The 14,598-nt window shown below is 72.0% G+C and carries 13 protein-coding genes; 6 read left to right on the top strand and 7 right to left on the bottom strand.

Features of this window, described 5'->3' with window-relative positions; genetic code table 11:
- Positions 1-51: 51 nt before the first annotated feature.
- The 4 genes from DC008_RS22240 to DC008_RS22225 form a co-directional block, all read right to left on the bottom strand.
- Positions 52-1,536, bottom strand: a complete 1,485-nt coding sequence (locus DC008_RS22240) for a GntP family permease (RefSeq protein WP_108708462.1) — start codon at positions 1,534-1,536, stop codon at positions 52-54.
- A 113-nt stretch (positions 1,537-1,649) separates the two neighbouring features.
- Positions 1,650-2,060: a RidA family protein gene (locus tag DC008_RS22235; RefSeq protein WP_108708461.1), complete on the bottom strand. Its 411-nt coding sequence runs from the start codon at positions 2,058-2,060 to the stop codon at positions 1,650-1,652.
- Positions 2,057-2,818, bottom strand: a complete 762-nt coding sequence (locus tag DC008_RS22230) for an IclR family transcriptional regulator (protein WP_108708460.1) — start codon at positions 2,816-2,818, stop codon at positions 2,057-2,059. Before DC008_RS22230 ends, DC008_RS22235 begins: the two co-directional genes overlap by 4 nt.
- Positions 2,815-3,867: a sugar kinase gene (locus DC008_RS22225; RefSeq protein WP_108708459.1), complete on the bottom strand. Its 1,053-nt coding sequence runs from the start codon at positions 3,865-3,867 to the stop codon at positions 2,815-2,817. The genes DC008_RS22230 and DC008_RS22225 overlap by 4 nt, the downstream gene beginning before the upstream one ends.
- 138 nt (positions 3,868-4,005) lie before the next feature.
- Between DC008_RS22225 and DC008_RS22220 the strand changes: the two genes are divergently transcribed.
- Both DC008_RS22220 and DC008_RS22215 read left to right on the top strand, forming a co-directional pair.
- Positions 4,006-5,277 (top strand): amino acid deaminase, encoded by a 1,272-nt coding sequence (locus DC008_RS22220; protein ID WP_108708458.1) that lies wholly within the window; start codon positions 4,006-4,008, stop codon positions 5,275-5,277.
- Between the two features lie 14 nt (positions 5,278-5,291).
- Positions 5,292-6,899 (top strand): N-acyl-D-amino-acid deacylase family protein, encoded by a 1,608-nt coding sequence (locus DC008_RS22215; protein WP_108708457.1) that lies wholly within the window; start codon positions 5,292-5,294, stop codon positions 6,897-6,899.
- 20 nt (positions 6,900-6,919) lie between these two features.
- On the opposite strand, the gene DC008_RS22210 is transcribed toward DC008_RS22215, so the two are convergent.
- Positions 6,920-7,849, bottom strand: a complete 930-nt coding sequence (locus DC008_RS22210; RefSeq protein WP_108708456.1) for a S1 family peptidase — start codon at positions 7,847-7,849, stop codon at positions 6,920-6,922.
- 248 nt (positions 7,850-8,097) lie between these two features.
- Positions 8,098-8,796, bottom strand: a complete 699-nt coding sequence (locus tag DC008_RS22205; protein WP_123954023.1) for a hypothetical protein — start codon at positions 8,794-8,796, stop codon at positions 8,098-8,100.
- A 124-nt stretch (positions 8,797-8,920) separates the two neighbouring features.
- Here DC008_RS22205 and DC008_RS22200 point away from each other — a divergent pair, with 124 nt between their 5' ends.
- Together DC008_RS22200 and DC008_RS22195 are read left to right on the top strand one after the other, a co-directional pair.
- Positions 8,921-10,132, top strand: a complete 1,212-nt coding sequence (locus DC008_RS22200; RefSeq protein ID WP_108708454.1) for a pyridoxal phosphate-dependent aminotransferase — start codon at positions 8,921-8,923, stop codon at positions 10,130-10,132.
- A gap of 117 nt (positions 10,133-10,249) precedes the next feature.
- Positions 10,250-10,669: an SCO4983 family protein gene (locus DC008_RS22195; RefSeq protein ID WP_108708453.1), complete on the top strand. Its 420-nt coding sequence runs from the start codon at positions 10,250-10,252 to the stop codon at positions 10,667-10,669.
- 230 nt (positions 10,670-10,899) lie between these two features.
- Here DC008_RS22195 and DC008_RS22190 read toward each other — a convergent pair whose 3' ends face one another.
- The gene (locus DC008_RS22190; RefSeq protein ID WP_108708452.1) at positions 10,900-12,723 is read right to left on the bottom strand and encodes a phosphoenolpyruvate carboxykinase (GTP); all 1,824 of its coding nucleotides are present in this window, start codon (positions 12,721-12,723) and stop codon (positions 10,900-10,902) included.
- Between the two features lie 329 nt (positions 12,724-13,052).
- Between DC008_RS22190 and trhA the strand changes: the two genes are divergently transcribed.
- Together trhA and DC008_RS22180 are read left to right on the top strand one after the other, a co-directional pair.
- On the top strand, positions 13,053-13,799 hold the full coding sequence (gene trhA / locus DC008_RS22185) for a PAQR family membrane homeostasis protein TrhA (RefSeq protein ID WP_108708451.1): 747 nt from the start codon (positions 13,053-13,055) through the stop codon (positions 13,797-13,799).
- Positions 13,800-13,871: 72 nt separating this feature from the next.
- Entirely contained in the window at positions 13,872-14,597 is a 726-nt protein-coding gene (locus tag DC008_RS22180) for a Mut7-C RNAse domain-containing protein (RefSeq protein ID WP_108708450.1), read from the top strand.
- The last annotated feature ends 1 nt before the right edge of the window (position 14,598 follow it).

Genomic DNA, 14,598 nt, shown 5'->3' with positions numbered 1-14,598 from the left:
GTGGTCCGCACAGCCAGCCCCCGCATCGTTACCGACCCGCGAGACGCGGGACTACACGAACAGGCTGAGCACCGCCGCCACCGCGAACCCGGCCAGCGACAGGACGCTCTCCAGCACCGTCCAGGACTTCAGCGTGTCCCGCTCGGTGATGCCGAAGTACTTGGCCACGATCCAGAATCCGCCGTCGTTGACGTGCGAGGCGAAGATCGAGCCGGCCGAGACGGCCATGATGACCAGGGCGACGAACGCCTGCGAGTGGTCGCCCTCGGACAGGAGCGGCGCGACGATGCCGGCGGTGGTGACGATGGCGACCGTCGCGGAGCCCTGCGCGACCCGCAGCACGAGCGAGATCAGGTACGACAGCACGATGACGGGCAGGCCCACGTCGTTGAAGGTGTCGGACAGCGCCTGGGCGACCCCGCTGGCCTTCAGCACGGCGCCGAACACACCGCCCGCGCCGACCACCAGGAGGATGTTGCCGACCGGCTTCAGCGACGAGGTGGACACCGTCTCCAGGGACTTGCGGGACCAGCCGCGCCGGATGCCCAGCAGGTAGTACGCGAGGAGCAGCGCGATCGTCAGGGCCACGAACGGGTGCCCGAAGAACTCGATCACCGAGCGGGTGGTGGACGGGTCCAGGCCGATCGAGGAGAACGTCGCGGCGAGGATCAGCACCAGCGGCGTACCGATGATGCCGAGGACCGTGCCGAGCGGCACCGGGGCCTCCCGGGGCTCCACACCGGCCGCCCGCTGTTCGGCGACGACCGACTGCCGGGCCTCCTCGGCCGCCTCGACCATGTCCTGCGGCACGGCGACGAAGACGCGCCGCCCGATCCAGGCCGCGTACGCCCAGGCGGCCAGCACGGCGGGGATGCCGCAGACGACGCCCATGAGGATGACCCAGCCCAGCTCGACGTGGAGCAGTCCGGCCGCGGCCACCGGGCCGGGGTGCGGGGGCAGGAAGGCGTGGGTCATGGACAGGCCCGCGAGCAGCGGCAGGCAGTACAGCAGGATCGACTTGCCGGAGCGCTTGGCGGCCGCGTAGACGAGCGGCGCGAGGACGAAGATGCCGACGTCGAAGAAGACCGGGATGCCGAAGATCAGACCGGTCACGCCCATCGCGAGCGGGGCCCTGCGCTCCCCGAAGAGCCGCAGCAGCCGGGAGGCCAGCACCTCGGCGCCGCCGCTGACTTCGAGGATGGCGCCCAGCATGGTGCCGAGGCCGATGATGATGGCGACATGGCCGAGGATGCCGCCCATGCCGGACTCGATGGTGGAGACCGCGTCGGACCGCTGGACGGTGCCGAAGAGTTCGGTGACGGAGAGGCCGGCCATCAGGCCGACGGCTATGGAGACGGCGAGCAGCGCGACGAAGGGCTGGAGCCGCACCTTGATGATCAGGTAGAGCAGCAGCGCGATACCGAGGGCGGCGACCGTGAGCAGTCCGGCCGTGCCGTCGATCAGGTGCAGCAGACCGCCGGTGTGCGGGGGTGTGTCGGGGGCCTGCGCGGCGAGCGGAAGGAGCGAAGGGGGCATTCGGGGGTCCTCGGGGTGGGTGCATCCGGCTTTCGGGCAGGGGGCATCGCGGCACGGCGTCGCGGGGGTGGGCGGACACCGTGCCGTGCGGGGGGGTGGGGCGGGGGGAGGCGTCAGCCGAGGACGGCCAGCGCGTCGATCTCGATGAGGAGTCCCGCGGGCAGACCGACGTAGACGGTCGTGCGGGCGGCGGGCGGCTGGGTGAGGCCCTGCTCCTCGAAGTAGGCGTTGTAGAGCGCGTTCATCTCGGCGAAGTGGTCCACGTCGGTCAGATAGACGCGGATCATCATGACGTCGTCCCAGGTGGCGCCGCCCTCCTCCAGGATCGCCTTGACGTTGGCGAGCGTCTGGAGGGTCTGCTCGCGCAGGGTGGGGCCGGCCGGGGTGGGGGCCTGTCCCTCGACGGCGGGGAGGAAGCCGACCTGACCGGCGACCTGGAGGATGTTGCCCTTGCGCACCCCGTGGGAGAACTGCGCGGGCGGGGTGGTGTGGGTCTTCGGGGTGAGCGCGATCTTGTCGGTCATGGGGTGTCCTTCGTCGGGGTTCTGCCGGAGTACTCGCCGCTGATGGCGTCGGCGGTGCGGCGCACGAGCGGGAGCAGGGTGAGGAGTTCGTCGGCGGTGACGACGACGTTCGGCGCCGACACCGACATGGCGGCGACGACCCGGCCGTCCGCGCCGCGGATGGGGGCCGCGACGCAGTTGATGGACTCCTCGTGGCCGCCGAGGTCGGTGGCCCAGCCCTGTTCGCGGACCTTGTCCAACTCCCGGAGGAAGGCGGGCGCGTTGGGGGTGGAACGGGACGTGTACATGGGGTACTCGAGCTGTTCGGCGAGGGCCCGCCGCTCGTGCTCGGGCAGGTCGGCGAGGAGCAGCTTGGCGACGGCCGCGACGGTGATGGCGACGGGCTTGCCGATCCGCGAGTACATCCGCACGGGGTAGCGGCTCTCGACCTTGTCGATGTAGAGCACCTCGTCCTCCTCGTAGACGGCGAGGTGCACGGTGTGGCCGCAACTCTCGTTCAGCCGGACGAGGTGGGGGTGGGCGATCCCGCGGATGTCGAGGTTCTCCATCGCCTCCTGGGCGAGGGCGATGAGGCGGGCGCCGAGCCGGTAGCGCTGGTCGGACTGGCGGTAGACCATGCCGTGTTCGTGCAGGGTGCGCAGCAGCCGCAGTGCGGTGGACTTGTGGACGCCGAGCCGCTCGGCGACCTTGCCCAGGTCGGCGGGGCCCTCGGCGAGCAGCGGCAGGATGCTCAGCGCGCGGTCGACGGTCTGGCTCATGGCGTGGGTACCTCCTCGTCGGCCCGGTCCGTGGTGTGGTTCCAGCCGGGGCCGAGTCGAAGTTTCTCCCACCCGGTGTCGTCGAGGGCCACCAGGCCGTCGGCGGTGTCGCGGGCGGGCGGCGGGGCGAGGTCGGCGGGGCTCGTCAGGGTGGCGGCGGCCCACAGGTGCCCGTGGCGCAGCCGGTCGCGCAGCGGAAGGCCGCGCAGGGTGGCGGAGAGGAACCCGGCGGCGAAGGCGTCCCCGGCGCCGGTGGCTGCGGCGACCCGTACCTCGGGGGCCGGCACGTACACGGCGGAGTCCGTGGCGCGGTCGAAGACGGTGGCGCCGCGCGCGCCGTCCTTCACCACCAGCACCGGCGGCTCGGGCAGCGCGGCGCGGATCGCCTCGGGGCCGCCGGTGACGCCCCAGGCGTCCTGCGCCTCGTCGACGCCGACGAAGACGAGGTCGGCGGCGCGGGCGAGGTCCAGCAGGACGGCCGGTCCGTGGGCGTCCCGCCACAGGCCGGGCCGGTGGTTGACGTCGAAGGAGACGGCCGGGCGGTCCTCGCGCGGCGCGGTCAGTTCGCGCAGCAGGTCCAGGCAGCTGTCCGAGAGCGCGGCGGTGATCCCGGAGAGGTGCAGGACGCGTCCCGCGCGTACGGCGTCGAGGTCGACATTGTGGGCGGACATGGCGGACGCGGCCGATCCGGCCCGGTAGTAGGCGACCTCGTGCGCGTCGGTGGCCCGGTCGCCGGCGGTGCGGAAGTAGACGCCGGTCGGGCGGGCCGGGTCGCGGCGTACGGCGGAGACGTCGACGCCGTGGCCGCCGATGGCCGTCACGAGGTGGTCGCCGAAGCCGTCGGCGCCGACCCGGCTCACCCAGCGCACCCGGTGCCCGGCGGCGGCGAGCCCGCAGGCCACGTTGGACTCGGCGCCGCCGATGGCCCGCTCGAAGGAGGGGACGTCGGCGAGGCGTCCCGGCCGCGACGGCAGGAACGTGACCATGGACTCGCCGAGCGCGACGACGTCCATGACGTCGGGGGCATTGCAGGGTCCGGTGAGGGTCACGATCGTCGTAGCTCCAGACCTTGGGCGGGCGGATCCGCAGTTCCGTTGACCCGCGGTTGGCCGAGATGTTAGACAGCGACAAGCGAAATACGCAATGACTGTTGCACTCACTGCAACGCCACTGATCAGGGAGGTTCCATGGGGAACGAGGCGCTGGCCCGCCTGGCGGAGGAACGCGTCGACCACCGCTTCAAGGGCCTCCCGCCCGACGCCGACGGCCTGAGCGTCGCGGAGCTGGCCGCCCAGCGGCGCAACCTCTTCACCGGCGGCTTCACCACCCCGGTGCTGGCGCTGTCCGCCGAGCGCCTGGAGCACAACCTCGCCCTGATGGAGACGTACGCCGACCGTCACGGTCTCGCGTTCGCCCCGCACGGCAAGACCTCGATGGCACCGGCGCTCTTCCAGCGGCAGATCGAGCGCGGCGCCTGGGGCATCACGCTCGCCGTGCCCCATCAGGTGCGTGTGGCCCGGGCGTTCGGCGTCGAGCGGATCTTCCTCGCCAACGAGCTGGTGGACGCCTCCGCGCTGCGCTGGATCGCCGGAGAGCTGGCCGCCGACCCGCACTTCCGTCTCGTCTGCTACGTCGACTCCGTGTCCGGTGTGCGCCTCATGGACGCCGCGCTGCGGGACGCCGGGGCCGGCCGGCCGCTGGACGTCGTGGTGGAGCTGGCGGCCGGCGAGGGCGCCCGCACCGGCGTCCGCACGGACGAGGAGTGCGCGGCCGTCGCGGACGCCGTGGCCGCCACCGGCACGCTCCGCCTGGTCGGGGTCGCCGGGTACGAGGGCGAGGTCCCCCGGGCGGACCCGGAGCGGGTGCGCGCCTGGCTGCGCCGGCTGGTGGCGCTGGCGGCGGCCTTCGACAAGGCGGGCCGGTTCGCGGGACTGGACGAGATCGTCGTCAGCGCGGGCGGCAGCGCCTGGTTCGACGCGGTGGCCGACGTGTTCGCCGAGATCCCCGGCCTCTCCGTCCCCGTACTGAAGCTGCTGCGCTCGGGCGCGTACGTCTCGCACGACGACGGGCACTACCGCAGGCTCACCCCGTTCAACCGGGTGCCGGGCGAGGGCGCCCTGGAACCCGCCTTCCGACTCTGGACGCAGGTCGTCTCCCGCCCCTCCCCCGGCCAGGCGTTCGCCAACGCCGGCAAGCGGGACGCGGCGTACGACCTCGATCTGCCGGTCGCCCAGGTGGTCCGCCGGGACGGCGCCGAGCGCCCCGCCGACGGTGTCACCGTGACCGCGCTGTCCGACCAGCACGCCTGGTTGGAGACGTCCGGCGAGGCGGACCTGGAGGTCGGGGACTGGGTCGGCCTGGGGCTGTCCCACCCGTGCACGGCGTTCGACAAGTGGCAGCTGATCCCGCTCGCCGAGGCGGACGGGACGGTCGTCGACTACATCCGCACGTTCTTCTGAGCAGGGGGCCGGTCGTGGAAGAGCTCGTCATCCGGGACGCCGACGTCGTCGACGGCAGCGGCGGTCCGTCCTACCGCGCCGACGTGGTCGTGGACCGCGGCAGGATCGTGTCGATCGTCCGGGAGGCCGCCGCGGCCGGCTGCCAGCGGCCCAAGGCGCGCCGCGAGCTGGACGCGGAGGGGCTGGTCCTCTCCCCCGGCTTCGTCGACATGCACGCCCACAGCGACCTGACGCTGCTGCGGGACCCCGACCACAGCGCCAAGGCCGCCCAGGGCGTCACCCTGGAGGTGCTCGGCCAGGACGGGCTGTCCTACGCGCCCGTCGACGACCGCACGCTCGGCGAGGTCCGGCGCGCGATCGCCGGCTGGAACGGCCCGGGCGACGACATCGACTTCGACTGGCGGTCCGTCGGCGAGTACCTGGACCGCCTCGACCGGGGCATCGCGGTGAACGCCGCGTATCTGGTGCCGCAGGGCACGGTCCGGGCGCTCGTCGTCGGGTGGGAGGACCGGGAGGCGACCCCGGCCGAGCTGGACCGGATGCGCGCCCTGGTCGCCGAGGGCCTGGAGCAGGGCGCGGTCGGCCTGTCGTCGGGGCTGACGTACACACCGGGCATGTACGCGGGGGACACCGAGCTGACCGAGCTGTGCCGGGTCGTCGCCCGGTACGGCGGCTACTACTGCCCGCACCACCGCTCCTACGGGGCCGGGGCGCTCCAGGCGTACGAGGAGATGGTGGCGCTGACCCGGGAGGCGGGCTGCGCGCTGCACCTCGCCCACGCCACCATGAACTTCGGCGTGAACCGGGGCCGCGCCCCCGAGCTGCTGTCCCTGCTGGACAAGGCGCTCGCCGAGGGCGCCGACATCAGCCTCGACACCTACCCGTACACCCCCGGCTGCACGACCCTGGTCGCCCTGCTGCCGAGCTGGGCGAGCGAGGGCGGGCCCGAGGCGATCCTCGCGCGGCTCGCGGACGACGTGACGGCGGAGCGGATCCGGCACCATCTGGAGGTCGTCGGCGCGGACGGCTGCCACGGCGTGCCCGTGGAGTGGGAGACGATCGAGATCTCGGGGGTGGGCGAGCCCGCGCTGGCGGACCACGTCGGCCGCACGGTCCGCGAGTCGGCGGACGCCCGCGGCGAGACCCCCTGGACGACCGCGCGCCGGCTGCTCCTGGAGGACCGGCTCGGCACGACGATCCTGCAGCACGTCGGCCATGAGGAGAACGTCCGGGCGATCATGCGGCATCCCGTCCACACGGGCGGTTCCGACGGCATCCTGCAGGGCAGCAAGCCGCATCCGCGCGCGTACGGCACCTTCCCGCACTATCTCGGGCACTACGTACGGGAGTTGGGGGTGCTGTCGCTGGAGGAGTGCGTGGCCCATCTGACCTCGCGCCCGGCGAGGCGGCTGCGGCTGCCGGACCGGGGCCTGGTCCGCGAGGGGTACCGGGCGGACCTGGTGCTGTTCGACCCGGAGACGGTGGCGGCGGGCTCCACGTTCGCGGAGCCGCGCACGCCACCGACGGGCATCCCGCATGTGCTCGTGGACGGCCGTTTCGTGATCGAGGACGGCCGTCGCACGGACGTACTGGCGGGACGGGCGGTCCGCAGGGCCGGTTAGCCGGCCCTACGGCGCGCCGGTCACGGCTTGGGCAGGACGCAGCCGCTCGCGCTCAGGTTCAGCTTGTTGCCGGTGCCGAAGCAGGCGGGGATCTGGTACGTCTGCTGGGCGTAGTTGATGCCCTGGCGGACGGTGACCTCGCCGTTCTCGTCGACCTCGCACGGGTTGTTGACCGTGCAGGACTGGCCGTCCTCGTTGCCGGTGTTGTTGACGGCGACGACCCGCTTGGTGGCCTGGTCGATCACCGGGGAGCCGGAGGTGCCGCCGATGGTGTTGCAGGCGGACGTGTAGCGGACCGAGTCCTTGAAGGTCCAGTCGCCTTCCTTCAGGCGGTACGCGAACCCGTCGACGTTGCAGTTGTAGAGGCGCTTCCAGTAGCCGGAGGCGACGGTGATCGCGGTACCGGCGGCCGGACGGGTGTCGGACACGGTCAGCGCGCTGATCCCGGTCGAGCTCTTGATCTGCGCGTACGTGCTGGTGAGCTGGTAGATCGACACGTCCGTGTCGGTCATCGTGCCGTAGGCGATCTTGCTGGCCCGCAGGGTGGCGACCCTGGAGCCGGAGGAGTTCAGCAGGCTGAAGGTCCTGCTGGACGCCCGGTCGACGACGACCTGGCCGGGGCCCGGCATGCCGGTCTCCAGACAGTGGCCGTTCGACATGACGAGCGCCGGGTCGCTGTCCTGGGACTTCGGGAAGCGCACGACCGAGCCGGAGCAGTTGCTGAGCGCCACGGTGCCGGCGAAGTCGACGGCCCGGACGGACGGCTTCAGCGCCTGTTCGAGACCGGCCGTCACGGAGGCGACGGTGTCCCGGACCACCGAGGTGACCGAGCCCGTCCCGGCACCCTTGCCGAAGGACTGCGTGGTGTCCGCGGGAGCCGCGGCCACGGGTGCGGCGCCGGCCCCGGCCATCGCCAGGGCGAGGAGGGTGGCGCCGAGAGGTTTTCTCATGTGGGGGTCCCCTCATACGAGGAGGGTGACCGGAGAATCTCCGGCCACCCGCGCTTTTGTCATGCGCATTCTCACTCAGGAGGGGGGTGCCCACAAGAAGCAGGTGACCGGCGAGTAGGGCCGTAGGGCTTTCCCTACCACCGGATCCCGGACGTTTCGGCGGGGCGGCGCAGGACCTCCACGGGAGGGTGGCCGGATCACCACAGGCGGGGCGGCGCACACCGCACCCGGCCGGCGACGGAGGACGGCTACCTGGGCCCTTTGGTGATGCCGAGGCCGCGCCCGGGGGGGTCGTCGCGTCCGCCCCTCGTCGCGGACGCGGTCGCCGTTGCGGTCGGTGTTGTGGGGGCCGTGCTCGCCGCGGGGGCCGAGGGCTCGCCGCCCCCGGTCCCGGTGGCCGACGCGGAGGGGGCCGAGGTCACGTCCGGGGTGCTCGTGCGCGCCGCGCCGCCGTCCCGGGGCGCACCGGACGCCGTCGCACCGCCGGCCGTCTCCTCCGCGCTCGGCGCGGGGTCCACCTCGGTCGGCCCCGTCCGCTCCCTCCCGCCCCGGGAGTCACCGTCGGACGACGACCCGGACAAGGAGAAGCCCGCCACGAGCGCCACGGAGACGGCCCCCACCGCACCGGCCGAGACCAGGACCCACCGCGAGGGGCGCGGGCGCTCCTTGCGGCGCGTCCCCCGGCGCCCGCGCGCGGCCCGCGCTCCCCCGTTCGCAGCAGCGCCCCCCGGCGTGCGGGGCAGTTCCTCCGTCCGGTCGTACGCGTCCTGCCAGCCGTGCGCGGCGGCGGGATCGGCGTACTCCTCGTAGGACGGCACCGCGCCGGCCGGCGGGTGGTACACACTCGGCCCCTTTGTCGCCGGACCGCCCTGCTCGGCGCCGCCGTAGCCGTCGTGCGCGGCATCGCCGGCGTTCATCGCCTTGTCGTTCTCCGGTGGCCTGGGCATGACCGGGCATTCTAGAGAGGTACGGGCGCACACGACAGCGGCCCACGACAACCGCCCACACCACACGTCTCACGTGGCGGAAAACACGGGCCTTCGCACGGGGGGCGGCCGTAAGCTCCCAGACATGCAGGTGATCCAGTCGACCAAGCTCGCCAACGTCTGTTACGAGATCCGGGGCCCGGTGCTCGAGGAGGCGATGCGGCTCGAGTCGGCGGGGCATCGGATCCTCAAGCTGAACACCGGCAACCCGGCCGCGTTCGGCTTCGAGTGCCCGCCCGAGATCCTCGAGGACATCCTCCGCAACGTGTCGACGGCGCACGGCTACGGCGACGCGAAGGGCCTGCTGGCCGCGCGCCGGGCCGTCGTCATGCACAACCAGACCCTCGGCATCGAGACCGACGTCGAGCACGTCTTCATCGGCAACGGCGTCTCCGAGCTGATCGTCATGGCGATGCAGGGGCTCCTCGACGACGGGGACGAGGTGCTGGTCCCGGCGCCGGACTACCCGCTGTGGACGGCGGCCGTCTCCCTGTCCGGCGGCACCGCCGTGCACTACCGGTGCGACGAGCAGTCCGACTGGATGCCCGACCTCGCCGACGTCGAGCGCAAGGTCACCGACCGCACCAAGGCGATCGTCATCATCAACCCCAACAACCCGACGGGGGCCGTCTACGACGAGGCCGTCCTGCGCGGGCTGACGGACATCGCCCGGCGGCACAACCTCCTCGTCTGCTCCGACGAGATCTACGACAAGATCCTCTACGACGGCGCCACGCACACCCCGACCGCCGCCGTCGCGCCCGACCTGCTCACACTCACGTTCAACGGCATGTCCAAGGCGTACCGGGTGGCCGGCTACCGGGTGGGCTGGATGGCGATCTCGGGCCCCCGCGCGCACGCCGACTCCTATATCGAGGGCCTGACGATCCTCGCCAACATGCGCCTGTGCGCGAACATGCCGGGTCAGCACGGCGTGGTGGCCGCGCTCAGCGGCCGGCAGACCATCGACGACCTGGTGCTGCCCGGCGGCCGGCTCAAGGAGCAGATGGACATCGCCTACGAGCTGCTGACCGCCATCCCCGGGGTGAGCTGCGTCCGCCCGAAGGGGGCGCTCTACCTCTTCCCGCGCCTGGACCCCAAGGTCTTCAAGGTCAAGGACGACCGGCGGATGGTCCTGGACCTGCTGCGCAGCGAGAAGATCATGGTCGTGCAGGGCACCGGCTTCAACTGGCCGGATCCGGACCACTTCCGGGTGGTGACCCTGCCGACGGCCGCGGACCTGCGGGACGCGATGGGCCGGATCGGCCGCTTCCTCGACGGCTACGGCCAGCCGTGACCGCTGCCGTGGCCGCTACCGCGAGTACATGCACGGTCCACTTTTTGCTTACAACTCAACTTTAGACGAAATCCAAGCTAGGATGGTTTCCTGTCAGCGCACAGGAGGCCATCCCCCATGTACGAACCGATCCGCACCAAGTCGATCCACAGCACGATGGCCGGCGGCACCGACTTCCCCCACCGCACACGCGAGGAGGAGCTGGACATCCAGCTCGCCGGTCATCTCGCCGCGCTGCTCGCCGTCACGGACGAGCTGCGCTCCACGGCCCCCTCGCAGGACCTGGACGACGCGGCCGAACGGCTCGCCGAGCAGGTGACCCGGCTCCGGGAGGGACGTCCGCCGGCCCGCTCCGCCGTCGCGGCCGACCCGGCCCGGCTCGCGACCCTGCACCGGCGGGCGCACGCCCTGGCCGGACGCGCCCTGGTCGTCGCCGCGTCCCGTGCGGACACCGCCGCGGCCATCCTCGCCGCCGAACGCATGGACGCGCACGCCGCGGCCCAGGCGTCACAGAAGCTGACCGGGGTCGGCGGCTGACAGGCGCCGTTCCCCGGAGATCACGCAGGCCCTCGCCGTTCCTCAGGCGAGGGCCTGCCGCCGCTTACGTCCCGTCGGGGCGGACGGGACCCGGCGGCGGCAGGCCCGGGGCCCCGCACACCGTTGTACGGGGCCTCGCCGGTCCGTGAGGCGGTCACCGCGGCCGGCCGTGACGATGTAGCTGGTCAGGGCACGATCGGAGCCGGCCGCGGCGTCTTGGGGGGCTGTGCTCAGCCCAGGCGCTCCACCAGCGCGTGGTACTCGTCCCACAGCTCCTTGGGCGTGTGGTCGCCGAAGGTGTCGAGGTGCTCGGGGACGAGCGCCGCCTCCTCGCGCCAGACGTCCTTGTCGACGGTGAGCAGGAAGTCCAGGTCCGACGCGGACAGCGACAGGCCGTCGGTGTCGAGCGCGTCCTTCGTGGGCAGCACGCCGATCGGCGTCTCGACGCCCTCCGCCTTGCCCTCCAGGCGCTCCACGATCCACTTCAGGACGCGGGAGTTCTCGCCGAAGCCGGGCCAGACGAACGCGCCGTCGTCGTTCTTGCGGAACCAGTTGACGTAGTAGATCCGCGGCAGCTTCGCCGGGTTCTTGTCCTTGGCCACGTCGACCCAGTGGGCCATGTAGTCGCCCATGTTGTAGCCGCAGAACGGCAGCATGGCGAACGGGTCGCGGCGCAGCTCGCCGACCTTGCCCTCGGCGGCGGCGGTCTTCTCGGAGGCCACGTTGGCGCCGAGGAAGACGCCGTGGTTCCAGTCGAAGGACTCCGTCACCAGCGGGACGGCGCTGGCGCGGCGCCCGCCGAAGAGGATCGCGGAGATCGGCACGCCCTTGGGGTCCTCCCACTCGGGCGCGATGATCGGGCACTGGGACGCCGGCGTGGTGAAGCGGGCGTTGGGGTGGGCGGCCGGGGTGCCGGACTCCGGCGTCCAGTCGTTGCCCTTCCAGTCGGTCAGATGGGCCGGGGTCTCCTCCGTCATGCCCTCCCACCAGACGTCGCCGTCGTCGGTGAGGGCGACGTTGGTGAAGACGGAGTTGCCCCACAGGGTCTTCATCGCGTTGGCGTTGGTGTGCTCACCGGTGCCGGGCGCGACGCCGAAGAAGCCGGCCTCAGGGTTGATCGCGTAGAGGCGGCCGTCCTCGCCGAAGCGCATCCAGGCGATGTCGTCGCCGATCGTCTCGACCGTCCAGCCGGAGATCGTGGGCTCCAGCATGGCGAGGTTGGTCTTGCCGCAGGCGCTCGGGAAGGCGGCGGCCACGTACTTCGACTCGCCCTGCGGCGGCGTCAGCTTGAGGATCAGCATGTGCTCGGCGAGCCAGCCCTCGTCACGGGCCATGACGGAGGCGATGCGCAGGGCGTAGCACTTCTTGCCGAGCAGGGCGTTGCCGCCGTAGCCGGAGCCGTAGGACCAGATCTCGCGGTCCTCGGGGAAGTGCGAGATGTACTTGGTGCTGTTGCAGGGCCAGGGGACGTCCTTCTGGCCGGGCTCCAGCGGGGCGCCCAGGGAGTGCACGGCCTTGACGAAGAAGCCGTCGGAGCCGAGCTCGTCGAGGACCGCCTGTCCCATCCTGGTCATCGTGCGCATGGACACGGCGACATAGGCGGAGTCGGTGATCTCGACGCCGATCGCGGACAGCGGCGACCCGACCGGGCCCATGCAGAAGGGCACGACGTACATCGTGCGGCCGCGCATCGAGCCGCGGAACAGGCCCCGCTCTCCCTGGAAGATCTCCCGCATCTCGGCCGGGGCCTTCCAGTGGTTCGTCGGGCCCGCGTCCTCCTCCTTCTCGGAGCAGATGAAGGTCCGGTCCTCGACGCGGGCGACGTCGGTCGGGTCGGAGGCGGCGTAGTACGAGTTGGGGCGCTTGATCGGGTCGAGCTTCTTGAAGGTGCCCTTGGCGACGAGCTCTTCGCACAGGCGCTCGTACTCGGCCTCGGATCCGTCACACCAGACCACGTTGTCCGGCTGGGTCAGTTCGGCGATCTCGTCCACCCATGTGACGAGCGCCTGGTGCTGGGTGGGAACGACGGGGGGAGCCGCGTTGTCACGCGCCACGGTTGCTCCTAAGTGAGGGATTTTGTCCTTGGTATGCCCTTGTGTGCCCCGTGGGGGCCTCGACCCGGCTGCCGCGCCCGCTGGATCATGCCGCGCTCATCCGGTGCCGACCGCACTCATTTGATCATCCGACGCGTCCGGGCATATGTCCAGAGGGCATCACAAGTGAGCGGCGTGAGGATCGCCACTCATCCGGAGGTTTCCGGTCCGTCATCACGGCCTCACCCCGGGTATCCGCACTCTTGGGCACCCGTGAGACGATGGCCAGTTCCGGCCGTCATCTGGCCACCCAGACGCATAAGTTACGGTTCCGTAGGTACGATTTCCCCATGACTGCGCCCGACCCCGACGCGCCCTCGGAGACGCCGGCCGCCGGCCGGGATTCCGGAGCGCCCTCGCTGCCGCACCAGATCGCCCACCAGGCCCAGCAGCTCGGCGAGGAGATCAAGCCGAAGCTCCGCGGCTGGCTGCACCTGGGCATGTTCCCGGCCGTCCTGATCGCCGGGCTGGTCCTCACCGCCCTCGCGGACTCCCCGCGCGGCCGGCTCGCCTGCGGGATCTACGTCCTCACGGCCTGCCTGCTGTTCGGCGTGAGCGCGCTCTACCACCGGGGCAACTGGAGCCCGCGCATGGACGGCATCCTGCGCCGGCTCGACCACGCGAACATCTTCCTGATCATCGCGGGCACCTACACCCCGCTGACGATGCTGCTCCTGCCCGGAGCCAAGGGGCAGTGGCTGCTGTGGGGCATCTGGGGCGCCGCCGCGGCCGGGATCGTCTTCCGGGTCTTCTGGGTCGGCGCGCCCCGCTGGCTCTACACGCCCTGCTACATCGCGATGGGCTGGGCCGCCGTCTTCTTCCTGCCGGACTTCATGCGCACCGGCGGCATCGCCGTGCTCGTCCTGGTGATCGTCGGCGGCCTCCTCTACAGCGCCGGCGGCGTGGTCTACGGCTTCAAGCGCCCGAACCCGTCACCGCGCTGGTTCGGCTTCCACGAGGTCTTCCACTCCTTCACGCTGGCCGCGTTCATCGCGCACTACGTCGGCATCTCCATCGTCGCCTACCAGCACGGCTGACCGGCGCCCGGGCCGGTTTCCCCGCGGATGGATCCCGGGTCGCCCGCCCCCCTGCCGTGACATCCTGACCAGGTGAACGGTCCCGAGATCCACGTCGAGTTCGCGCCCGAGCTGCGTCTGTTCGTCGCCGGTGACCGGCGCCGCGGCGCCACCGCACTGGTCACCGACGGAGCCTCGACGCTCGGCCATGTCGTGGAGTCCCTGGGCGTCCCGCTCACCGAGGTCGGCACCCTGCTCGTGGACGGCCGTCCCGTTCCCGTGGCGCACGTCCCGCGGGCCGGCGAGTCCGTGGCCGTGCGGCCCGTCGAGCGGCCCCAACGGGTGCCCGGCGCCCCCCTGCGCTTCCTGCTCGACGTCCATCTCGGCACCCTCGCCCGCCGGCTACGCCTGCTCGGTGTGGACACCGCGTACGAGTCGACCGACATCGGCGACCCGGCGCTCGCCGCCCGCTCCGCCGCCGAGAAGCGGGTCATGCTCAGCCGCGACCGGGGCCTGCTGCGCCGCCGCGAGCTGTGGGCCGGCGGCTATGTCTACAGCACCCGCCCCGAGGAGCAGCTGCGGGACGTCCTCGACCGCTTCCGCCCGGAGCTGCGCCCCTGGACCCGCTGCACCGCCTGCAACGGCCTGCTGAAGGAGGCCACCAAGGACGAGGTCGCCGACCAGCTGGCGGGCGGCACCCGGCGGACGTACGACGTCTTCGCGCAGTGCACGGCGTGCGGGCGCGCCTACTGGAAGGGCGCGCACCACGAACAGCTGGAGGCCATCGTGGAGCGCGCCCTCACCGAGTACGCGAGCTGAT

Origin of the sequence: Streptomyces nigra (genome assembly GCF_003074055.1) — a bacterium.
GTDB lineage: Bacteria > Actinomycetota > Actinomycetes > Streptomycetales > Streptomycetaceae > Streptomyces > Streptomyces nigra.
This window is presented reverse-complemented; position numbering and strand designations above follow the sequence as displayed.